We start from the raw sequence: 21556 nt of genomic DNA on the forward strand, positions 1-21556 counted from the left end.
AAAGTCGTGCGTTCCCGCGTCGGGGTGTGAGCCGGTCACATTCGCGATGGCGGCGAAGGGGTAGATTCAGGCACCCGCCGGGCCAACCCCGGGGCATGAGCGAACTCCTCGTTGCCGGCGGACAGGTGCTGCGACCCGATCTCTCCGTCGAACGGGCGGACGTGCTCGTCGACCGAGACAGCGGCGAGATCACGACCGTCGACGACCCCGGCGTACTGGAGGCCGACGAGACCCTCGACGCGAGCGACGGGCTCGTCGTCCCGGGACTCGTGAACGCCCACACGCACGTAGCGATGACGCTCCTGCGGGGCTACGCCGACGACAAACCGCTCGACGCGTGGTTGCAGGAGGACGTCTGGCCAGTCGAGGCCGAACTCACCGGCGACGACGTCGAGGTCGGCGCCGAACTCGGGCTGATCGAGATGATCAAGTCCGGCACGACCGCCCTCTCGGACATGTACTTCCACGTCGACCGTATCGCCGACGCGGTCGAACGCGCGGGCGTCCGGGCTGTGCTCGGTCATACCGCGGTCACTGTCGGGAAGGACGACGAGGCGGCCCGCGCCGACCTCCAGCAGAGCCTCGACGTGGCGAGAGAACTCGACGGCGCCGCCGACGGGCGGATCGCGACGACGTTCCAGCCCCACTCGCTGACGACCGTGGGCGAGGAGTATCTCCGCGAGTTCGTCCCGAAGGCTCGCGACGCGGATCTCGCGATCCACTTCCACGCCAACGAGACCGAGAACGAGGTCGACCCCATCGTCGACGAACACGGCGTCCGACCCCTGGAATACGCCGACGAACTTGGCCTGCTGACCGAGGACACCTACGTCGCCCACGGCGTCCACGTCGACGAGACGGAGATCGAACTCCTCGCCGAGCGCGGCACCGGCGTGGCCCATTGCCCGGCCTCGAACATGAAACTCGCGAGCGGGATGGCGCCGGTCCAGCGACTCCGCGACGCGGGCGTGACGGTCGGGATCGGCACCGACGGCGCCGCGTCGAACAACGACCTCGACGCGTTCGACGAGGTGCGCGACGCGGCGATGATCGGCAAGTTGGCGGCCGAGGACGCCAGTGCCGTCCCCGCCGAGGCGGTCGTCGAGATGGTCACGCGGGGGAGCGCGGACCTGCTCGGCTTCGACAGCGGCCGGATCGAGGCCGGCACGAACGCCGACCTGGCCGTGATCGACCTGGACGCGCCGCACCTCACGCCCGCTCACGACCTCGTGAGTCACCTCGCCTACGCCGTCCGCGGCAGCGACGTGCGCCACACGGTCTGTGACGGCGAGGTGCTCATGCGCGACCGCGAGGTCCTGACGCTCGACGAGGGTGCGGTGCGAAAGCGCGCGGCGGAGCGCGCCGAAGCGCTGGTCGACCGGGCCGAGAGCGAGGACTGAAGGGCATCGACCGGGCCGAGAGCGGCGACTGAGAGAACCGGTGTGGTGTGTCTCGGCTCATCACCGAGACGTCGCCGCTTCAGGGAGTCAGGACGACCTTGATGCAGTCGTCGTCCTTGTCGTTGAACGTCCGGTACATCTCCGGCCCCTTCTCCAGGGGCTCCTGATGGGTGACGACGAACGACGGGTCGATCTCGCTGTCTTCGATCTTCCCCAGCAGCGGGTCGAGGTAGCGCTGGACGTGTGTCTGGCCGCTCTTGACGGTCAGCGCCTTGTTCATCAGCGACCCGAACGGGATGCCGTCGACGTCGCCGGTGTAGACGCCGGGGACCGACAGCGTCCCGCCCTTCCGGCAGCAGGTGATCGCCTCGCGGAGGACGTGCGGGCGGTCGCTTTCCAGCCCCGCCTCCTGTTTCGCGCGGTCGGTCACGCCAGCCAGGCCCGTCCCGTGGGCCTCCGTCCCGACGGCGTCGACGCAGGCGTCCGGTCCGCGGTCGCCGGTCATCGCCATCAGCGTGTCGTAGACGTCCTCCTCCTCGAAGTGGATCGTCTCCGCGTCGCCGTGCTCGCGGGCCATCTCCAGGCGCTCGGGCACGCGGTCGATGGCGATCACGCGGTCGGCGCCGAGCAGCTGCGCGCTCTGGACGGTGAACTGCCCGACCGGACCGCAGCCCCAGACCGCGACCGTGTCGCCGTCGTCGATGTCGGCGTTCTCGGCGGCCATGTACCCCGTCGGGAAGACGTCAGAGAGGAACAGCACCTGCTCGTCGGGGAGGTCCGACTCGATCTTGATCGGGCCCACGTCGGCGTAGGGCACCCGCAGGTACTCGGCCTGACCGCCGGCGTACCCGCCGAGGATATGCGAGTAGCCGAACAGCCCGGCCGGGGACTGGCCCATCACCTCTCGGGCCATCTCGGCGTTCGGGTTGGAGTTGTCACAGAGCGAGTACAGTTCGCGCTGGCAGAACCAGCACTCCCCGCAGCTGATCGTGAACGGGACGACGACCCGGTCGCCTTCGTCGAGCGTCGTTACCTCGGGCCCGACCTCGACCACTTCGCCCATCGGCTCGTGTCCCATGACGTCGCCCTCGCGCATCCCCGGGATGTTGTCGTTGTAGGGGTGGAGGTCGGAGCCGCAGATCGCGGTGGCCGTGATCTCGATCACCGCGTCGTTCGGATTGACGATCTCCGGTCGCGGGACGTCCTGCACGCGGATGTCCTGTTCCCCGTGCCACGTGAGCGCTCTCATCGCTCGCTCCCGTCAGCGTCCGTTCGCCGCGAGTCAGGGGACTCGTTCGCTGGAGTGGGGTTCATGGTACGATATCTGTTCGCGCGTTTCTCCCACGAATCGGCTAAAAGTGGCCCCTGCGCGTGCAAGAGGCACTGGTGCGGCCCCGGTGCGGTCCCAGGAACGGGGCTCGACGCCAGTCCGCCAGCGGGCCGAGGGCGACGGTCGATCGCCTGCGCGACGACTCGCGACCGTCCCGAATCGTCTCGTCGCCGTCCCAAACAGCTATTCTCACGGGAGATAATGTCCGGGAAGATAGTTTACAGACGGGAAATTCAGGTTAACTCGGCGAAAACCGATCTAGGGGTAACCGGCCACTAAGTGATCTCCAGTCGTGGAGTAGTGACGTATGAGTCAACACACTCGGGCGATAGTACTGGCGGCACTGATGGTCGTCTCCGTGGCGGCACCAGCGATGGGGGCGACGACGTCGTCGGTCGACTCGCTGAGCGTCGGCGTGACACAGAGCGACGGCGTGACGGTGTCGGTCACGGACGGGAACAGCACGGGCGTCGAGAACGCGTCGGTGAACGTGACGACGGTGACGGACAACGTCACCTACGCCGGTGACGGCTCCTACGAGACGGACGCGAACGGGGCAGTGGAACTCCCGAACCCCGAGGAGAACCTGACTATCTCGGTCACCGCCGAGATCGACAACGTGACGGCGTCCACCGAGGCCGAACTGACGGCCGGCGGGAACGAGACCGGCAACGAGACGGCGACGCCGTTCGGCCTGCAGGTGACGGACTTCATCTCCGGCCTGAACGAGACCGAGGGGCCGCGCGGACTCGCGATCGCGGGCTGGGTCACGGCGAACAACCCCGGTAACGGGAGCGGCCCGCCGGACCACGCGGGCCCCGGCAACCAGACCCGCGGCCCGCCTGACCACGCCGGCAACGAGAGCGGCAACGAGACGCAGGGTCCGCCCGACCACGCCGGGGGGAACGACGACGGCAACGAGACGCAGGGGCCGCCCGACCACGCCGGTGGTAGCGACGACGGCAACGAGACGCAGGGGCCGCCCGACCACGCCGGTGGTAGCGACGACGGCGACGACGAGGGCGGCAACAACGGGAACGGCAACGGCGGCGGGAACGGCAACGGCGCGAACGGAAAAGAACAGTAGCGAGTCGACCGACGCGGAGCACATTTCCGGTTCTCTTTTCGCCGACCTTCGTCAGAACTCGTCGATGACGGGGATCCCGACGGTCTCGAAGTCGGTCATGTCGTCGAGGACGCCGGAGACGTCGTCGAGGCCGATGCGGTCGGTGATGATCGCGGCGGGGTCGAGTTTTCCGGTCGCGACCATGCGGAAGATCTCGTCGTAGCGCTCGGGGGGCATCCCCAGCGCGCCGTAGAAGTCGATCTCGCTGGTGACCATCTCGTCGGTCGGCAGTGGGAGGTTCCCGCCCGCTTCCTTCGTGGTGAGTCCGACCTGGACGTGCTGGCCGGTCTTCCCGAGGCTCTCGATGGCGTTCCGGCAGGTCGTCTCGATGCCCAGCGCGTCCATCGAGACGTCGGCGCCGCCGTCGGTGATCGCCCGGACTTCCGCGGCGGGGTCCTCGACCTCGCTCGCGTTGACCGTGTGAACGGCGCCCTGCTCCGCGGCGAAGTCGAGTTTCTCGTCCATGAGGTCGACGCCGATCACGTTGGCGCCGATGGCGTCGGCGATCTGGACCGCCGAGAGGCCGACGCCGCCGCAGCCGTGGACGACGAACCAGTCGCCCGCGCCCACGTCGGCGCGGTGAGCCAGCCCGTGGAACGCGGTCATGAACCGACAGCCCAGCCCCGCCATGTCCACGGACGAGACGCCCTCCGGGAGTTCGACGAGGTTGTGGTCGGCGTGGGGGACCGGCACCTGTTCGGCGAACGCACCCGGCGCGGCGGGCTGGAGGCCCAGCGCCTGGCGATTCTCACAGATGTTCGAGTGGCCGGTCTGGCAGAGGTGACAGGAGCCGTCGCCGAGATTGAAGGGGACGGCGACGTGGTCGCCCTCGGCGACGCCGTCGACCTCCTCGCCGACGGCGACGACGTGGCCGGCGGGCTCGTGCCCGAGGATGTGGCCTGGCACGGGGTCGAGGCCGCGCCACTCCCAGTCGCCCTGCCAGGCGTGCCAGTCGCTGCGGCAGACCCCGCACGCCTCGACGGCGACGACCGCGCCGTGTGACTCCGGCTCCGGGTCGTCGACCTCCCGCACGTCCAGCGGTTCCCCGTAGTCCGTGAAGACTGCTGCGCGCATACCTCGGGTATCGGTGTCGGCCGTCAAATACCCTCGCTTCGGGATCGTGGCTGAACGAACTATCGGAGTCGAGATCGACAGCGCTGTCCGGGACGATCCGGGATCTGCCTGGACTCGCGGGGGATCGTGGAAACAGACAGACTACCAGATCTAACCGGTGAACTGGTGGTAATCTAGCCCTTTGTGTTTCATCTCGTTGTGCTTCTCTTCGAGGAACGAGTAGACGGTGCCGTGCGGGGCGCCCTCGATGATCATCTCCGCCGCCTCGCGGACCACGTCGACCTGTTCGGGGCCGCCGATGATGCCCAGCGTGGAGCCGTAGATGACGACCGAAGCGCCGCTGAGTTCCTCCATGAGTTCGCGGGTACGACCGCCCTCGCCGATGAGTCGGCCCTTGTGTCGCTGGAGGTCGTTCTGGTTGCGCGCGGCGGCGTCGATGTCGATGATGTCGAACATCATCATCTCGTCATCGAGCAGGCGCATGGCCTCGTCGGGGGCGAACCCGCGGCCGATGGCCTTGACGATGTCGGGCCCTTTGAGCGCGGTGATGGGGTCGCCGGTCTGTTCGACCTTGACCTGCCCCGTCTCGCTGTCGACGTCGAGCCGGACCTCCGCACGGTCCTCGATCGCCCGCAGCGTCTCACCCCCCTCGCCGATGAGAGCGCCGATCCGGTCCTGCGGAATCTTCACGTGTTGCATGCCTGACCGTAGGAGACTCCGTCGTTTTAAGGCTTTGTTGGCGCGGTGCCGTGCGAACGTGTCGCGCGGACGACGGGCGACGTTCACACGGCGGCGACCGACAGTTCTGTCCTCCCCGACGACTGCGACCGACCGATTCCCGTCATCCCGGGTCCGTACCCGACGACAGTGCCCTCCTCTGGCAGAATAGTCTTGAAAAAATCATAGTAAGCAATATTATTGTTTCGAAGTCTCACGTCTGAGGAAAGACTATCTTAAATCCGCTTAGAAGTGGTGTATAGGGGTATACTATTTCTATCTGTTTAGTATTGGTTCTTTTGGATGCCCACGACAATCGATGGCAGATGCGCGATTTTCTTGCGTTTAGACTACTGATGTGCGATGATTCGACATCTGGGAAGTTAATTCGTTATACTCGGAAATATTAGTCATATCGGATACCATCTAGATTATTACTGTTTATGCAGCGTCCGGTTCGCCGTTCGCATCTGAAGCGTGGTTCCCTTTCAAAAGTCTTCTTCCTCTATTACAGGATTATGGCTGTAATCGCGATGGGTCCTCGTCCGTCAGGTCGTTTCCTGGACGCGAACAGCTGGCGCCGACCAGCAGGTAATCGGCGGGATCCCGTTCGCGGACAGGAAACGACTCAGTCCCCGCCGGTCGAGAGCGCGTTCTCGACGGACCGCGATGCACTGACGACGAGGCCCGCGATCTTCGCTTCGAGGCGGGTCTCAGAGAGGCTCTCCGCTGGCCCTGTCACGTATACCGCGCCGATGGGGTTCGCGCTGTCGTCGAGCACCGGTGACGCCACGCCGTGGACGCCCGCGCGATACTCCTCTAGCTCGGTGGCCGTTCGCTGTCCGCGAACGGACGCGAGTTCGCCGACCAATCTGGCGGCATCCGTGGTGGTTTCGGCGGTGTGTTCGGTCAACGGCTGTTCGTCGAGAACGGTCCGACGCTCGGCGTCGGGGAGGTGTGCGAGCACGGCCTTCCCGGCCGCCGTCGCGTGCAGGGGGAGCGAGTCCCCGAGCGACCCCGGCGCGTCGACGTCGGTACCAGGCAGTTCGCGGTAGACGGAGGACGCGACGCCGTTCTCGTAGACGACGAGGCTGGCGGTGTGGCCGACGGAGGCGACCAGGCTGTCCACGGTTCGCCGACCGGCCTCGACCGGATACTCCGCGCGAGCGCCGGCCCCGAGCGTCCACATCCCGAGTCCCAACCGGTATTCGCCGTCGTCCTCCGTCAGGTACCCGCGGTCCGCGAGCGTGCGGACGTGTTTGTACACGCCGCTTTTCGAGCGTCCCAGGTGGTCCGCCAGCGCCGTCGGCCCCGCGCCGCCGAGCTCGCGGATCCCTTCGAGGATCTCGAAGCTCGTCACGGCCGTTTGCACCGTCTTCCCGTCGTCCGGTGTCATACCGTTCCGTTCCGGCGGGTGATCCTTATACGTTCGCAGGTGGGAAACGACCACGGCGTCCCACGGCCGTATCGACCGTGGACCGGGGATTCGCTGGCGAGCGGTGTTCGAGAGAAAGTGGCCCCGGAACGGGTGGGATCAGTGTTCGGGTCGATCCTTGTCGTGTGGGAACACTTATTACACCGGGGTCATTTCTCACAGGAACAACCATGGAGGACGACATCGGTGGTGAAACCGAGGGACGTGGGGCCCTTGGGGCGATACGCACGGTCGTTCCGGACTTCGTCCGTAAGCGGTTCATCCTCAAGTTCGCACTGATACTGGGTGTGATGGCGCTGACGGTGGCGCTCATCGGCGCGACCGCGACGGGGAAGCTCTCGTCGCAGGTCGAACACGACGTCGAACAGGAGTACGAGGAACTGGCGACCCAGAAGGCCAACGTCGTCGAGAAGTGGATCCAGCGCAACTCCGTGTCGGTGAAGCTCGCGTCGAAAAACGCCGTGTTGACCCGCGACGGCGACAGGGCGGGCTATCAGATGCGCAACGAGCTGGCGACCACGGGGGCGAATCTCTACGGCGTCCAGTCGATCTACCTCATCAACCGCTCGACGGCGCCGGCGTCGGTCGTGGCGAGTCCGCAGTTCCCGTTCGACACCGACGTGTCGGCCATCGAGCGCGGGTGGCTGGCGAACGTTTCGATGGACGAGATGGGAGTCGCGGACGTACACACCACGGACGTCCACGTCGTCGACGGGGACAACCGGGTCATCGCGTTCGTCAGCCCGGTGCAGGGGACCGACGACCGGTATCTGGTCGTCGAGTACAAGGTCCAACAGCTCGCCAACTCCATCGATCAGGACGGGATCTCGTCGCGGTTCACCCAGGTCGTCGACTCGAACGGCACCGTCCAGGTCGCGACGGGATCGAGCGAGATCCTCCGGCAGTACGGGACCGAGGACGCGCTGCGACCGGTCAGGCTCGCGACCGAGGAGTCGGGTCCGGCCGGTGGGCCCGCGGGCGTCATCCCGCGGATGGGGCCGCACTCACAGGTGCTCGACGAGGAGTACACGGTCGGGTACGCGCCGGTTCGGGTCTTCGGCTCGGACCTCTCGTGGGTCGTGCTGGTCCACGAACCGACCAGCGACGTCTTCGGGTTCGTCCGGACTATCTCCCTGTGGGGACGGTTGTCGACGCTCGGGGGCGTCGTCTTCATCGGCCTCGTCGGGACCGCGATCGGACTCAGCACGACCCGCGACATCAATCGACTGCGGCGCCGCGCCGACGAGATGCGGGAGGGCGACCTCGACGTGGCTATCACGTCGCCCCGGATCGACAGCATCGGCCAGCTCTACGACGGGTTCGACGACATGCGTCGCTCGCTCAAAGACCAGATCGAGGCGGCCGAACACGCCCGCCAGCGCGCCGAGGTCTCCCGGGCCGAGGCGATCGAGATGAACGAGTATCTCCAGGAGAAAGCCGAGGAGTACTCCGACATCATGCAGCAATGCGCGGAGGGCGACCTGACCCAGCGGCTCGACCCCGACAACGAGAACGACTCGATGGACCGGATCGCCCGCGAGTTCAACGACATGGTCGCGGAACTGGAGAAGACGACCGGGCAACTCCGCAGTTTCGCCGAGGAGGTCGAACACTCGGGCGAGGTCGTCCAGTCGAGTTCCGAGAGCGTCAAGACCGCCAGCGAGCACGTCGCCAGCTCGGTCCAGGCGATCTCCGACGACGCACACGACCAGAAGGAGCAACTGGAGGCCGTCTCGGCCGAGCTCGACGATCTGGTCGACCTCTTCGACGAGTACGCCGCCGAACACGACGAACTCGACGTCGCGGAACCGCTCGACAACCTCGAAGAGATCGCTCAGACGGTCTCGCGCGTGGCGGAGATCAGCGAACAGACGCTGGCCGAGACGGAACTCGTCGCGGGCGCCGCTGAGGAACAGGCGGCCGAACTCAACGAGGTCACCCAGCGGGCGAACGACCTCACCCAGTACGCGGGCCCGCTCAGAGAGGTGCTCGACGGCTTCGAGACCGAGACCGAACGCGAGTTCTACTACCCCAACCGCGACGACGGCGGGTCGCCCGGCGAGGGGCCGCTATCCGGCGACGGCGACTGACCGGATCGACCCGTCCGTGCGGGACCTCTGAATCGCGGTCCGCTCCGCCGCCGGCGACCTGTCCGAAAGAAAGGGAAATCATTTTATGTGTGGTTTGTGCTACGCTGTATCATGGCAAATCTGTCCCTAGAGGCAGCTACCAAACAGTACGGTGACGGCGACCAGGGTGTCCTGGCGGTGGACGAACTGGATCTCGACATCGAGAGCGGCGAATTCCTGGTGCTCGTCGGCCCCTCCGGGTGCGGGAAGTCGACGACGCTCCGGATGGTCGCGGGGCTGGAGACGCTCTCGGACGGAGATATCACCCTCGACGGGGAGGTCATCAACACGCGGACTCCCCAGGAGCGCGACATCGCGATGGTGTTCCAGTCCTACGCGCTGTACCCGCACATGACCGTCCGCGAGAACATGTCCTTCGGCCTCGAAGAGTCGACGGACCTCCCCGACGACGAGGTCGAGGAGTTGGTCGAGGACGCGGCGGGGACGCTCGGGATCACGCCGCTGCTCGACCGTAAGCCGACGGATCTCTCCGGCGGGCAGCAACAGCGGGTCGCGCTCGGGCGGGCCATCGTCCGAGACCCGAAGGTGTTCCTGCTTGACGAGCCGCTGGCGAACCTCGACGCCAAGCTCCGGGCGGAGATGCGGACCGAACTCCAGCAGCTCCAGGACGACCTCGACACCACGACCATCTACGTCACGCACGACCAGACGGAGGCGATGACCATGAGCGACCGCATCGCGGTCCTCGACGGCGGCGAACTCCAGCAGGTCGGCACGCCCATGGAGTGTTACCACGAGCCGGCCAACCAGTTCGTCGCCGGGTTCATCGGCGAGCCCTCGATGAACTTCTTCCCGACGACGCGGGAGGGGGACGCCCTGGTCGGCGAGCACTTCGAGTACGACCTGTCGGAGGAGACGCTGGCCGACCTCGGCGACGTCGACGACGTCGTGCTCGGGATCCGGCCGGAGAACGTCGAGGTCGGGGACGACCTGTCGGGCGAGCACGTCTTCGACGGCGTCGTCGACGTGGTCCAGCCCCAGGGCTACGAGAACACCGTCCACCTGCGGTTCGCCTCTCAGGACGAGGACGCCGAGACGCTCACGGCGACCGTCGACGGGATGCGAGCGCTCCAGTGGGGCCAGGACGTCGGCATCCGTATCCCCGAGGACGCGATCCACCTCTTCGACGGCGTCACCGGCGAGGCGCTTCACAACCGAGTCCTCGAAACGGTCGAGAAAGTCGAGCAGATCGGTACAGCGTGAGGGCGGGAAGCGGGCCGCTCGCGGTCGGCTGCACTCACATTGGACAGCCGGTGGCGAGCGACCGGTGCCTCGGCCCCGCGGCGACCAATATCACGAAAATCCGGTAAGTATTTATGGGTCGCTTTAGCACGTGTGTATCGTATGTCAGACGATAGCACTGGTGGCAGTACGGATGGGTACGTGACGCGGCGTCGAGTCGTCGCCGGGACGGCGACGGGGCTCGCTGCGTCGATCGCAGGGTGTATCGGTGGTGGCGACGGTGGCGACGGCGGTGACGGTGGTGACGGCGGTACCGGTACCGACAGCGGCGACGGTGGTGGGACGCCGACGATGACGGACAACTCGATGGAGGCGTTGCACGGGTGGACCGGCGGGGACGGCGCCGCGGCGGTCGGCAAACTCGTCGACATGTGGGAAGAGCAACACCCCGACATCGAGCACGACATCAAGCCGATCGGCGGCGACGCCAACGAGAACCTCAACGCGACGGTCGCGCGCCGCCTCGCCAACCGCAACCCGCCGGACGCCTTCGCTTCGTGGCCGGGCAAGACCATGCAACAGTACGGCGGCCGGTTGATGAGCGTCTCCGACGTCTGGGAAGACACCGGCTACACGGATACGATGCACCCGAAAGCCGCCGAAGCCTGCCGGATGAACGACGCCTACCGGGCGGTGCCGCTGGGGTCGCACCGGCTCAACAACCTCTTCTACAACGTGAGCGTGCTCGAAGAGGCCGGCGTCGACCCGGAGAGCCTCACGTCCTACGACGCGTTCGTTAGCGCGCTGGACAAGGTCGACCAGAACACCGACGCGGTCCCGATGACGATGACCACCCGCGGGTCGTGGGCGAACCTGCAGTACTTCGTCGAGTTCTTCCTCGGCACGGAAGGCGCCGAGGCCTACGACGCGTTCATCAACGGTGAGGGCGACAAGCAAGCACTCGTGCGCTCGCTGGAGAAGACCAAGAACGTCATCGAGAACTACTCCAACGACGACAAATCGTCGATCAGCTTCCCCGAAGCCAACGACAAACTCATCGCCGGCAACGCCGCGTTCTTCACGATGGGCAACTGGGCCTACGGGATGTACCGCAACACCGAGGACTTCGAGTTCGACGAGGACTGGGGCTGGGTGCCCTTCCCCGGCACGGGCGACATGTACGTCTGGCACCTCGATTCGTTCCTGTTCCCGCGAGACGGCAACGCGCCGCGGAAAGCAAAAGTGTTCGCGGAGTTCCTCGGCACGAAAGACGTGCAAGTGGAGTTCAACAACCTGAAGGGGTCGATCCCGCTGCGCACGGACGTCGACGGCAGCCGCCTCACCGAGTTCCTCAGCCTCAACGTCGACGACCTCAACAACCTTGAGAAGTTCCCCCCGACGCTCGCCCACGGCCTGGCGGGTACCGCCGACCAGCTCAGCGCCTGCAAAGACGCCATCGCCTCGAACTTCATGGGACCCTACGACCCCGAAGCCACCGCCGACGGACTCATGAACGTCTTCTGACCACCCTCCAACCTTCCACTCACAATTTATGGCAAGTTCGCAAGACACCGTATCCGGTTCCCAGAGCGTCGGCAGCGGCGCCGAACGCGACTGGCGCACGAAACTCCGGGTGTACTCGAAGAGCGATTTCGTCCGGTCGTTCCCCTTCTGGTTCATCCCCTTCTCGATCATGGGGTTGGGTGTGTACGGCGGTATCGGCTACAACACGCTGATCTCGCTGACTGACTACGAAGGGTTCGGCGAAGGCCCAGATTTCAGCCTCGGTAATCTCGATCTGGACATGTACGTCCAGGCGATGAACGACCCGTGGGTGTGGACGACCGGCAAAAACACGTTCGTGCTGTTGATCGTCTTCACTACCGTGACGATGCTGCTGGGACTGTTTCTGGCGATCATGCTCGACCGGGGCATCCGCTTCAAAGAGCAGATCCAGACGGTCTACCTGCTGCCGATGGCCCTGTCGTTCGTCGTCACCGCCCAGTTCTGGCTCTGGATGTACAACGTCAACAACGGGCTCGTGAATATCATCTTGGGCGTGTTCGGCCTCGGGCCGTTCAACTGGATCGGCAACCCAGAACTGGTGTTAGGCGCGGTGATCTTCGCGCTGATCTGGCAGTTCAGCGGCTATGCGATGGTCGTCTTTCTGGCGGGATTACAATCGATCCCGGACGACCAGTTCGAAGCCGCCCAAGTCGACGGCGCCAACATCTTCAAAACCTACTGGCGCGTGATTATCCCGCAACTCAAATCGTCGTCGGTGAGCGCGGCGGTCATCCTCGTGATCTTCGCGCTCAAAGCCTTCACGTTCCTGTTCTCGATGTTCGGCCAGTACCGCGTGCCGAAGGCGACGGACATCCTGGCGACGCTGATGGTCCGCGAGGCGTTCAAACTCCAGAACTGGGCCTACGCCGCCGCCATCGCCACGATTCTGCTGCTGATGGCGCTGGCCGTGATCGCACCGTATCTCCACTACCAGCACAAACAAGGGAGCCTCTAAGATGAGCAAAGCAACCGCATCCACCGACGAGAGTTTCGCCGACATCCTGCCCGAACTCGACTACTGGAAGATCGGCCTGTCGCTCGTAATCACGTTCTTCTTCGCCTTCTTCCTGGCGCCGATCTGGACGGGGCTGGTCACGTCGTTCAAGACCAGCGCCGCGGTCACCGGCACCACACCGTTCGTGCCACCGGGAGCAAGCGGGTTCACTCTCTCGAAGTGGAGCCGCGCCATCGACCACCTCTCGACCGGCTTCGTCAACAGCCTGATCATGACGGTGCCGGCGACGGTCGCAACGGTCTTCTTCGGGAGCACGGCCGCGTACGGGCTGACGCTCGTCGACTGGGGCGACCGCGCCCAGTTCGGCGTCCTCGTCCTGTTCCTGGTGGGCATCTTCATCCCCTACCAGGCGGTGCTCGTGCCGCTGTCGGACTTCTGGATCAACGTCTTCCCGCTCGTGGAGATTCTCGCACCGGTGTGGGAACTCCCCTTCCTCGAACCCGACCACGCCCGACTGCTCTCGCTGACGATCACCCACGTCGTCTACGGGATCCCCATCTGCATGCTCCTGTTCCGCGGGTACTATCTCACCCTCTCGGACGAACTGGTCGAGGCGGCGAAGATCGACGGCGCGACGATCACGACGATCTACCGCCGGATCGTCCTGCCGCTGTCGAAACCGATGATCGGCGTCGTCTTCATCTACCAGTTCACGCAGATCTGGAACGAGTTCCTGTTCAGCCTGACGCTGATCGGCAGCTCGTCCAGCCCCGCCGCCACCGTCACGCTCGTCCTGTCCGGACTGGGCGCCGACCTGTCGGGGATCGACTTCGGGCTGCGGATGGCCGGCGCGCTGTTCGCCGCCCTGCCCACGATCATCATCTACGTGCTGTTCGCCGAGCAGTTCGCCAAGGGCCTCGCCTCCGACAACTGACCGGCGATCGGCCCCGGCGACTTCTCTCGGACGTCGTCCTGCGCTCCGCGGGACGGACTCCGGAACCGCGATCGATGCGGCGATCGGTACTGCAGTCGGATCGCGGACGCGCTGATATGTAGTAATTATACTATGAATGTTCTGTTTATGAATATTTCGTGTCTGGAACGCGCAGCCGAGACGATATCCAGAATTTGATTCTGGTGTGTCGTGAAATCAGTGGCCTGAGCGGTGAAATAACCGGGAAATGCCGCCTCCGCTTCTGTGGACGATCTCAGCGATCCGAGGAGACGAAATCCGGCCGATTCGTCGTCGGGCCTCTCGGTTTTGGGGTGTAGAAGGCGTTAAAATGTCCGTACTGTGTGGCACTGTTCTCGATCACGGCGTTCTCGCTATAAATAACAGAACTACTACTAGTTATGAATATTCTATGGTTTCTTATAGTTATGAAGGGGCCGAACTGACAGCGGTATTTCGCGGCGGACTACCTGGGCACGCCTCGGCCAGAAGTGACGATGAAACGATACCATCATGGTACACCGACGAGACGGTGGCCTGTGCCAGGGTCCCTGCTCACGTCTGCGCGCGGTGAGATCTGCATCGTCCTTGGATTCGCGCTGCTGCTCAACCCGTTCGTCGTCGGCGCGTTCGACGTCGGCGACCCGGACAGCTACACCTACGAGCCGAAGGAGGTGACCTTCTACGACAACGGGACGTACGACGCGGCTGACGGCGCGGACGTGGTCGACCCGAGGGTCGCGTGCCTGGACGATACTCTCCCGACCCGGTCGTGCGCCGTCGAACGGGCGGTCCACGCGACCGGAGGAGTCACGTACGACGGGCCGCCGTCGAACTTCCTCGACCACGACTACTGGTACGTCCACGTCTGGGGGGAAGGCTTCTTCGAGCCCGTCGCCGAGGAACTGGAGAACGGTACCGTCGAGTACGGGCTCGAACCGGTCCCGCGGTCGGAAGCGCTGGAGGCCGTCTCGACACAGATCGACGACGCGTCGAACGGCGTCCGTGAAGCGATCGAAACCGGCGAATATCGGACGAGCGACCCGCTCGACGGCGCGGACGAACTCGTGGTCCATGACGGGAGTTACTACGTCGTCACGGCCACCTCGTACCGGGCGACGGGGAGCGAGCGCCGCGGCGTCGTCGTCTTCCTGCAGTGGGCGCTCGGGGCCGGCGGCGCGTGGCTCGTCCTCCGCGGCCAGCGCCTCCGTGTGACCGGAGCGAGATTCCAGTGAACGGGGACTACTCGTACCGGAGCGCGTCGATCGGGTCGACGCGTGCTGCGCGCCACGCGGGGTAGAGCCCGGCGATAACGCCGGTCAGGACGCCGACGGCGACGGCGGCGGCGGCCCAGTCCAGCGCGAGCGTCAGCGGGATCTCCGCGTAGCGCGTCGCGACCCAGCCGCCGACGATGCCGAGCGGCACGCCGAGGAGCGCGCCCAGCGCGCCCAGCAGCACCGACTCGGCGAGGAACAACTGCATCACGTCGCGGCTGCGCGCGCCGACGGCCTTCATGATCCCGATCTCGCGGGTCCGCTCGGTGACGCTGACGAGCATGATGTTGGCGATGCCGACGGCGCCGACGACTAGCGCGATGACGGCGATACCGGTGACGAAGCGGGTGAGCCGTGAGACGATGCGCTCGATGCGGTCGACGAGGTCGTCGTTGGTCTGGGCGGACACCGCGTAGCCGTCGGGGACCAGTTGCGCGGCGTCGGACTCCTCCCCCGCGAAGTACTCGCGGACGCGCTCCTTGGTCGCGGTGGTGTCGCCGGGGTCGGTGACGACGGTCACCTGCGGGTAGACGAACTGGTTCCCGACCGCGTTGGGGCTCTCGACGACCGACTGGTAGAACGGGTCGGCGGGGAGGAACACCCGCGGCTGGTCGCTGAACGAACTGAACGGGAGCTGACCGCCGGTGCCGTTGACGACGCCGACGACGGTGACGTTCTCGCGACCGCCCGCAGCGAGCGTCACCGTCAGTCGGTCGCCGGCCGAGAGGTTCCCCTCGAACAGCCGCGCCGCGGGCCGGTTGACGACCGCCTCGCGCTCGCCGTCGCGGAACGGACGGCCCTCCTCGAACGTCGCCGTCTCGAACGCGCTCGCGCTCGTCGCGGTCACCTGGTTCCTCGCGACGGTCTGATTCCCGTGGCCGATGGCGCTGGCCGGGACGATCCCCCGCGGAACGACCCGCTGGACGCCCTCGACAGCGCGTAGCTGTTCGATGTCGTACTCGGTGAACACCGGCTGGCCCGCGCCGCCGAAGCCGCCCTCGTCGGTTTCGCCGGCGACGAGGTAGATCTCGTTGGCGCTGGAGCCCTCGATCTCCGAGACGACGTCGGCTTTCAGGCTCGCGCCGAACGTGGCGAAGGTGACGACCGCGGCGATGCCGATGACGATGCCGACCACCGTCAGCGCCGCTCGGAGCCGATGGGCGCGCAGCGAGCGGACGCTGATCCGGAGCGTCTCGACGAAGTTCATCTATTCGCTCTCCGCGACGGTCTCGATCCCCTCTATCTCGCCGTCGCGGACGTGGACGATCCGGTCGGCGTGCTCGGCGATATGGCGTTCGTGGGTGACGAGCAGGATCGTGTTGCCCGCCTCGTGCAACTCCTCGAACAGGGCCATGATCCGCTCGCCGGTCTCCGTGTCGACGTTACCCGTCGGCTCGTCGGCCAGCAGGAGCGCTGGGTCCGCCGCCAGCGCGCGAGCGATGGCGACGCGCTGGCGCTGGCCGCCCGAGAGCTCGGTGGGTCGGTGGTCGAGCCGGTCGCCCAGTCCTACCTCGGCCAGCAGTTCCGCGGCGCGCTCGCGGCGCTCCGCGCGGCCCCATCCCTGGAAGACGAGCGGGAGCGCGACGTTCTCGACGGCGGTGAGCCGCGGCATCAGGTTGAACGTCTGGAAGACGAAGCCGACCGTCCGCCCGCGGACCCGCGCGCGCTCGCCCTCGGAGAGCGCCGCGAGGTCGCGCCCGTCGAGCCGGACCGTTCCGGCGGTCGGCGTGTCCAGCCCGCCGACGAGGTTCAGCAACGTGCTTTTGCCGGAGCCGCTCGGTCCCATGACGGCGGTGTACGAGCCCTCCGCCAGCGAGAGCGAGACGCCCGAGAGGGCCTCGACCGTGTCCCCTCGCTCGTACGCCCGCGTCACGTCGGCGAGTTCGACCACCGGTTCGGCGCCGTCGCGTCCCGGCGTCGCAGCGCCCGATGGCGCGTCGGTGCCGTTCCCGGGGTCGGTCGTCTCGGTGGCGTCGGTCACACCGGATTCAGGCGGGCCACGCAAATCAATCATCGGTCCCGCGGCGGTTTGCGCCGACCGCGCCGGCGAGGAGACAGAGGACGATCCCACCGTAGAGGCCGAGGTGGACCGGGCTGTCGGGGGCGATCACGACAGCGACCGCGGCCATCCCGAGGGCGTACGCGACCGCCGAGCCGACGGCGAACTCGCGGGGCCGGACGTCGGTGATCGTCACGAAGGCGCCGCCGAGGGCGATGGCCGCGGCGGCCACGACTACCAGCGTCGGGACCTCGCCGATCCGCTCGGCCAGGACGGTCCAGTAGACCGCCCCCGGCGGCCACAGAGCGAGGCCCGCGACGGCGGCGAACACACCACTGCCCGCGACCGCTCGCGCGTCCACGTTCACGGGACCGACTTCGACGTGGGCACCCAAATTGGTTGAGGTGCGGGAATCGAGGTGCGCCAGAGCCGACCCCGCGACGGCGGGTCGTCGCGACTTCGCGCCCGACGGCGTCGTTTCGCGCCGGCCGTGTCGTTAAGCGTCTCCGAGCCTAACCGACGGTAATGACAGCCGAACGTGGGACCCTGGGGACGCGGATCGCGCCGCTGGCGGTCGGCGCGGTCGTCGTCGCCCTCCTGGCGGTCGTCGCGGCCGGCGCGCTCCCGACCGGCGACGCCGCGCCCAACGGCGAGGACGTCCTCGACCGGGTCGAACAGCGCTACGACGGCGCGGAGACGGTGGTCGGCGACGCGACCGTCACCGCCGGGAACGGCACCGCCGAGCGCTCGCTGAACTTCTCGTTCGTCGTCGAGAAGCCGGACAGCGCGCGCGTCTCCGTCTTCGGCGACGACAGCGAACGCGTCTTCGGGACGAACGGGACGGTCGCGTGGGTCTACGACCCCGCGAACGACACCGTCCGCGTCCGCGAACTCCCCGAGAACGAGACCGCGTGGAACCGCTCGGGGTCGCCCGGGAATCACACCTGGAACGGCAACCACACCTGGAACGGAACGCACGACTGGAACGGAACTCGCGGCTGGGCCGACGCGAACGACACCGGGCACCCGTCGAACGTCTCCGTCGAGCGACTCCTCGCCGAGAACGTGAGCGCCGAGGTTCTCCGGACGACGACGCTCGACGGTGCGGAGACCTACGTCGTCGGCCTCGAACCCGAGAACGCTTCGCACCGCGGGAACGCGACGCTGTGGGTCGACACCGACGACTACCGCGTCCACAGGATCCGCGCGAGCGCCGGCGAGAATCAGACGACCGTTGACTTCGCGGACGTCCAGTTCAACGTCAGCGTCCGCGAGAGCACCTTCCGCCCGCCGAACGCCTCGTCGGTGACCACCGTCTCCCAGGAGCGCTACGACAGCTTCGAGGCCGCCCAGGACGCCACCGACCTCGAACTCCAGCGACTCGACGCCGAAGGCTACGACTTCGGCGAGGCGACCGTCGTCACCCGAAACGGCGGGACGGTCGTCGCCCAGGAGTACACCGGTGAGACGAACGTGACCGTCGTCGCCGCGGCGGGCGACCTGCCGTACGACCTGAACGCGTCCGACGGCGAGTCCGTCGGCGTGAACGGGGAGAACGCGACGTACGTCGAACGCGACGACCGCTCGGCGGTCGTCTGGGAAACGGACGGCGTCACGCGCGCAGTGGTGGGCGACCTGCCGCGCGAGGACCTGATCGAACTCGCCGAAGCGGTCCGGTAACCCCGAGCCGGTCGTCCGTCGCTTCTCTCACTCGAACACCGACGGCCGCAGTCGCGCCCGCTCGTCCTCGGTGAGGCGATACGGGTCGAGTTCCGTCTCCAGATCCCCCAGCGCCGCCCGGTGCTCCTGGTGACCGGCGAGGAACTCGCCGATCCGCTCGGCGGCGATCTCCTTCAGTTCGCCCGTGAGCAACTCGCCCGAGCGGTACTGCGCGGCCAGTTCCTCGACGCGCTCGTCGTCGGGTTCGAAGAAGGTGTGGAGGTACTGGTAGGCCACGTCGACCGCGGGATCGCCGCCGTGCTCGCGGTGCTCGTCGATGTCGACGCGTCCCCCAGAGTGAGCGTAGTCCATGACCTTCTCGCGCACCGTCTTGCGGTCGTCGGTCAACTCGATCGCGGGCGCGTCCGACGAGGAGGACATCTTCCCGGGTCCGTCGAGGGCGGGGAGGAACTTCCCCAGCAGCGCGGCGGGTTTGTCCGCCGCGAAGCGCTCCTTGGCGGCCACGTCCCGGCAGACCCGGACGTGGGGGTCCTGGTCGACGGCGATGGGGACCAGCGTCGGGTGGCGCCCGTGGACCAGTTGGGGCAGGAGCAGGTGGGTGGCCTGCATCGCCGGGTAAAACGAGAGGCCGACGTTGTCGGGGTCGCCGTAGGTCGCGTCGACGGTGGACTGGGTGATGCCGGCGGCGACGCGGGCGGCCTGCGGGTAGAGCACGTCCGCGTCCAGCCGGTCGACCACGATCCGGGTGCGTTCGGGGTCGAAGCCGACGGCGAGCAGGTCGCGGAGGTTGCTGCGAGTCGCCGCCTCGATCTCGTCGAACGAGAGGTCTTTCGCATAGAACTTCTCGTCGTCCGAGAGCGGGATATAGACGTACGCGCCGGTCGCCTCCTGCAGTCGCTTCGCGAGGTAGAACACGAGGACGTGGCCGAGGTGCATCGGTCCCGAGGGGCCGATGCCGGTGACGATCGAGTGGGTCTCGCCCGCCTCGGCGGCGGCGAGGTACCGGTCGACGTCCCGGCCGGCGTAGAAGACCCGGCGGCGGAGCATCGGGTGGTCGGGGAACCGACGGATCTGCGCGTCGGTGAGTCGGTCGGCGCCGAACTGCTCCAGCAGGCGGTCGTAATCGACCGTCCCCTCGACGTCGTAGGGCGTGACGGTGAAGTCGCTCGAATCATCGGCGTCGGCGGTCTGGTTCGCTGGCTGTGCGTCGGATGTGGTGTCGTCGTGCATGTGTGTCGGTGAACGCGGCGGTGGCTGGCGGGCGGGCGAAGCGGGCGGGAGAACGAGTGAGCGCCGCGTTCAGACGACCGGGTTAGGCCCGACCGACCGCGACCGCGACACTGTCCGCTCTCGAAGCAGGCGTGCGCCAGCGCCACGCGAGAGCGGACTCCATGCTCGAGTGACTGTATCCTGTTCTCGCAAAAGTAGGTTTCGGAGTGAGGTGGCGGCGACGAGATAGCCAAAACCACCACAGCGAGAGAGTCGGACGGCAACAGCGTGAAAGCCCCCGCTCGCTGCGGTCCCGGGGCTCGCTGTGCTCCTCGTCGTTCGCTTCGCTCACGCCTGCGGTGCTTGCGTCACCCGGGTTCCCGCAGCGAGCGGCCCCTTTCATTCCCACCCGTGTCGGCTGGTCGGCCAGTCTGGGCGGGTGGGAATGAAAGGGGCGACGCGTTCGGCGTACGAGACGAAGCAAGCACCGCAGCGAACGAAGTGAGTGAGGAGCGCAGCAAGTCGCAGTAGTCGAACGCGTCGGGGCTTTCACGCTGGTTGCGGTTGCAGTCACCGCGGTCGCTGTCGTTCCGGTGTCGCACTCTCACCCGATACCGCTCGCTCGACTCCAGACTCACAACTCGAAGCGTTCGCCGTCGACCGCGAGCGGGTCCTCGAAGGCCTCGGCGGCTTCGAGGAAGTGCGAGACGTGGACGACACGCGTCTCGTCGGCGTTGAGGTCGCCGCCGAGCGCCTGCGCTCCCTCGACGGTCATGTGCTTCGTGCCGAAGGTCCGCGCGACGCCGTCGTCGTCGAAGTGCGCGCCGCCCGCCGGGTGGTGCTCGCAGTAGTCGGCCGGGACGATGCCGTCCGCCAGCAACAGGTCCGGCTCGTCGAGGACGGCGCGGGATTCCTCGCCGATGTCGTACGTCGAGTCCCCCGAAATAGAGAGTTTCGCGCCGGTCTCGGGGTCCTCGACGGCGAGGCCATAACAGACCAGCGGCGGGTGGTCGACGGGGACGAGCGTCACCTCGAACCCGCAGGTCTCGATGGGTTCGAAGGGCGTGCGCGGGAGCACCTCGACCTGGTCGAGGTAGTCGTAGCGGCGGCGGACGGTCTCGGCGACGCTCTCGCCGGTTTGCGGGTCGGTCTCGTCGGCGGCGTACACCGGGAGGTGGTCGAGCAGGCGGTAGGCGTGGCCGAGGCCGTCGAGGTGGTCGAAGTGGATGTGCGTGATCACGGCGGCGTCGGGCAGCGGGACGTCGTGCGTGAGAAACTGGTGGCGGAAGTCGGGACTGGCATCGACGAGGAGCGATTCGCCGGTGCGCTCGTTGCGGACGTGGACTGAGAACCGGGAGCGCTCGACGCCGAGCTCGTGGGCGCGCTCGCAGGTGTCGCAGTCGCAACCGGGGGTCGGCGTCCCCGTCGTGTCGCCGGTGCCGAGGAGGGTGACGTCCATCGCCCGAGGCAAAGCGAGGGACGGGCCTAAAGGGTGCGGTCGACGGCG

At 66.8% G+C, this 21556-nt stretch carries 18 protein-coding genes; 9 read left to right on the plus strand and 9 right to left on the minus strand.

Annotation, left to right across the window (positions count from 1 at the left end; genetic code table 11):
- The first annotated feature begins 95 nt into the window (after nt 1-95).
- Nucleotides 96-1400: an amidohydrolase gene (locus tag ACMGFH_RS17200; protein WP_415379687.1), complete on the plus strand. Its 1305-nt coding sequence runs from the start codon at nt 96-98 to the stop codon at nt 1398-1400.
- Between the two features lie 79 nt (nt 1401-1479).
- Here ACMGFH_RS17200 and ACMGFH_RS17205 read toward each other — a convergent pair whose 3' ends face one another.
- Nucleotides 1480-2649, minus strand: a complete 1170-nt coding sequence (locus tag ACMGFH_RS17205) for a zinc-dependent alcohol dehydrogenase (protein WP_415379688.1) — start codon at nt 2647-2649, stop codon at nt 1480-1482.
- A 388-nt stretch (nt 2650-3037) separates the two neighbouring features.
- Here ACMGFH_RS17205 and ACMGFH_RS17210 point away from each other — a divergent pair, with 388 nt between their 5' ends.
- On the plus strand, nt 3038-3817 hold the full coding sequence (locus ACMGFH_RS17210) for a hypothetical protein (protein WP_415379689.1): 780 nt from the start codon (nt 3038-3040) through the stop codon (nt 3815-3817).
- A gap of 51 nt (nt 3818-3868) precedes the next feature.
- Here ACMGFH_RS17210 and ACMGFH_RS17215 read toward each other — a convergent pair whose 3' ends face one another.
- The 3 genes from ACMGFH_RS17215 to ACMGFH_RS17225 form a co-directional block, all read right to left on the minus strand.
- A complete protein-coding gene (locus ACMGFH_RS17215) occupies nt 3869-4930 on the minus strand; it encodes a zinc-dependent alcohol dehydrogenase family protein (protein WP_415379691.1) in 1062 nt (353 codons plus the stop codon).
- A gap of 150 nt (nt 4931-5080) precedes the next feature.
- The gene (locus ACMGFH_RS17220) at nt 5081-5629 is read right to left on the minus strand and encodes a KH domain-containing protein (RefSeq protein WP_274321853.1); all 549 of its coding nucleotides are present in this window, start codon (nt 5627-5629) and stop codon (nt 5081-5083) included.
- A gap of 646 nt (nt 5630-6275) precedes the next feature.
- On the minus strand, nt 6276-7043 hold the full coding sequence (locus tag ACMGFH_RS17225; RefSeq protein ID WP_415379692.1) for an IclR family transcriptional regulator: 768 nt from the start codon (nt 7041-7043) through the stop codon (nt 6276-6278).
- Nucleotides 7044-7252: 209 nt separating this feature from the next.
- On the opposite strand from ACMGFH_RS17225, the gene ACMGFH_RS17230 reads away from it, so the two are divergent.
- The 6 genes from ACMGFH_RS17230 (at nt 7253) to ACMGFH_RS17255 (ending at nt 15122) form a co-directional block, all read left to right on the plus strand.
- Nucleotides 7253-9172 (plus strand): HAMP domain-containing protein, encoded by a 1920-nt coding sequence (locus ACMGFH_RS17230; RefSeq protein WP_415379694.1) that lies wholly within the window; start codon nt 7253-7255, stop codon nt 9170-9172.
- 111 nt (nt 9173-9283) lie between these two features.
- Nucleotides 9284-10435: an ABC transporter ATP-binding protein gene (locus tag ACMGFH_RS17235; RefSeq protein ID WP_415379695.1), complete on the plus strand. Its 1152-nt coding sequence runs from the start codon at nt 9284-9286 to the stop codon at nt 10433-10435.
- A gap of 141 nt (nt 10436-10576) precedes the next feature.
- Nucleotides 10577-11938 (plus strand): ABC transporter substrate-binding protein, encoded by a 1362-nt coding sequence (locus ACMGFH_RS17240; RefSeq protein WP_415379696.1) that lies wholly within the window; start codon nt 10577-10579, stop codon nt 11936-11938.
- A 28-nt stretch (nt 11939-11966) separates the two neighbouring features.
- On the plus strand, nt 11967-12935 hold the full coding sequence (locus ACMGFH_RS17245; protein WP_415379697.1) for a carbohydrate ABC transporter permease: 969 nt from the start codon (nt 11967-11969) through the stop codon (nt 12933-12935).
- A gap of 1 nt (nt 12936) precedes the next feature.
- Nucleotides 12937-13869 (plus strand): carbohydrate ABC transporter permease, encoded by a 933-nt coding sequence (locus ACMGFH_RS17250; RefSeq protein ID WP_415379698.1) that lies wholly within the window; start codon nt 12937-12939, stop codon nt 13867-13869.
- A 557-nt stretch (nt 13870-14426) separates the two neighbouring features.
- The gene (locus ACMGFH_RS17255) at nt 14427-15122 is read left to right on the plus strand and encodes a hypothetical protein (RefSeq protein ID WP_415379699.1); all 696 of its coding nucleotides are present in this window, start codon (nt 14427-14429) and stop codon (nt 15120-15122) included.
- Nucleotides 15123-15129: 7 nt separating this feature from the next.
- On the opposite strand, the gene ACMGFH_RS17260 is transcribed toward ACMGFH_RS17255, so the two are convergent.
- The 3 genes from ACMGFH_RS17260 to ACMGFH_RS17270 are packed head-to-tail and all read right to left on the minus strand — an operon-like array spanning nt 15130 to nt 17527.
- The gene (locus ACMGFH_RS17260) at nt 15130-16368 is read right to left on the minus strand and encodes an ABC transporter permease (RefSeq protein ID WP_415379700.1); all 1239 of its coding nucleotides are present in this window, start codon (nt 16366-16368) and stop codon (nt 15130-15132) included.
- Nucleotides 16369-17142 (minus strand): ABC transporter ATP-binding protein, encoded by a 774-nt coding sequence (locus tag ACMGFH_RS17265; protein ID WP_415379701.1) that lies wholly within the window; start codon nt 17140-17142, stop codon nt 16369-16371.
- A 25-nt stretch (nt 17143-17167) separates the two neighbouring features.
- Nucleotides 17168-17527, minus strand: a complete 360-nt coding sequence (locus ACMGFH_RS17270) for a hypothetical protein (RefSeq protein ID WP_415379702.1) — start codon at nt 17525-17527, stop codon at nt 17168-17170.
- A 158-nt stretch (nt 17528-17685) separates the two neighbouring features.
- Here ACMGFH_RS17270 and ACMGFH_RS17275 point away from each other — a divergent pair, with 158 nt between their 5' ends.
- Nucleotides 17686-18840 carry a DUF4367 domain-containing protein gene (locus ACMGFH_RS17275; RefSeq protein ID WP_415379703.1) on the plus strand — a complete coding sequence of 385 codons (1155 nt, stop codon included), beginning with the start codon at nt 17686-17688 and terminating at the stop codon, nt 18838-18840.
- 27 nt (nt 18841-18867) lie between these two features.
- On the opposite strand, the gene ACMGFH_RS17280 is transcribed toward ACMGFH_RS17275, so the two are convergent.
- A complete protein-coding gene (locus ACMGFH_RS17280; protein WP_415379704.1) occupies nt 18868-20070 on the minus strand; it encodes a tryptophan--tRNA ligase in 1203 nt (400 codons plus the stop codon).
- A 613-nt stretch (nt 20071-20683) separates the two neighbouring features.
- Nucleotides 20684-21508, minus strand: coding sequence for an MBL fold metallo-hydrolase (locus tag ACMGFH_RS17285; RefSeq protein ID WP_415379705.1), 825 nt, complete (start codon nt 21506-21508; stop codon nt 20684-20686).
- Nucleotides 21509-21556: the final 48 nt, after the last annotated feature.

Origin of the sequence: Halosimplex rarum (assembly GCF_047715405.1) — an archaeon.
In the GTDB taxonomy this organism is placed as follows: Archaea; Halobacteriota; Halobacteria; order Halobacteriales; family Haloarculaceae; genus Halosimplex; species Halosimplex rarum.

Excerpts from the sequence above, each read along its gene's own strand:
- ACMGFH_RS17275 (WP_415379703.1), top strand. The coding sequence starts at position 17,686 with ATGACAGCCGAACGTGGGACCCTGGGGACGCGGATCGCGCCGCTGGCG.
- ACMGFH_RS17225 (WP_415379692.1), bottom strand. The coding sequence starts at position 7,043 with ATGACACCGGACGACGGGAAGACGGTGCAAACGGCCGTGACGAGCTTC.
- ACMGFH_RS17220 (WP_274321853.1), bottom strand. The coding sequence starts at position 5,629 with ATGCAACACGTGAAGATTCCGCAGGACCGGATCGGCGCTCTCATCGGC.
- ACMGFH_RS17260 (WP_415379700.1), bottom strand. The coding sequence starts at position 16,368 with ATGAACTTCGTCGAGACGCTCCGGATCAGCGTCCGCTCGCTGCGCGCC.
- ACMGFH_RS17205 (WP_415379688.1), bottom strand. The coding sequence starts at position 2,649 with ATGAGAGCGCTCACGTGGCACGGGGAACAGGACATCCGCGTGCAGGAC.
- ACMGFH_RS17200 (WP_415379687.1), top strand. The coding sequence starts at position 96 with ATGAGCGAACTCCTCGTTGCCGGCGGACAGGTGCTGCGACCCGATCTC.
- ACMGFH_RS17215 (WP_415379691.1), bottom strand. The coding sequence starts at position 4,930 with ATGCGCGCAGCAGTCTTCACGGACTACGGGGAACCGCTGGACGTGCGG.
- ACMGFH_RS17210 (WP_415379689.1), top strand. The coding sequence starts at position 3,038 with ATGAGTCAACACACTCGGGCGATAGTACTGGCGGCACTGATGGTCGTC.
- ACMGFH_RS17250 (WP_415379698.1), top strand. The coding sequence starts at position 12,937 with ATGAGCAAAGCAACCGCATCCACCGACGAGAGTTTCGCCGACATCCTG.
- ACMGFH_RS17285 (WP_415379705.1), bottom strand. The coding sequence starts at position 21,508 with ATGGACGTCACCCTCCTCGGCACCGGCGACACGACGGGGACGCCGACC.
- ACMGFH_RS17245 (WP_415379697.1), top strand. The coding sequence starts at position 11,967 with ATGGCAAGTTCGCAAGACACCGTATCCGGTTCCCAGAGCGTCGGCAGC.
- ACMGFH_RS17235 (WP_415379695.1), top strand. The coding sequence starts at position 9,284 with ATGGCAAATCTGTCCCTAGAGGCAGCTACCAAACAGTACGGTGACGGC.
- ACMGFH_RS17240 (WP_415379696.1), top strand. The coding sequence starts at position 10,577 with ATGTCAGACGATAGCACTGGTGGCAGTACGGATGGGTACGTGACGCGG.
- ACMGFH_RS17280 (WP_415379704.1), bottom strand. The coding sequence starts at position 20,070 with ATGCACGACGACACCACATCCGACGCACAGCCAGCGAACCAGACCGCC.
- ACMGFH_RS17230 (WP_415379694.1), top strand. The coding sequence starts at position 7,253 with ATGGAGGACGACATCGGTGGTGAAACCGAGGGACGTGGGGCCCTTGGG.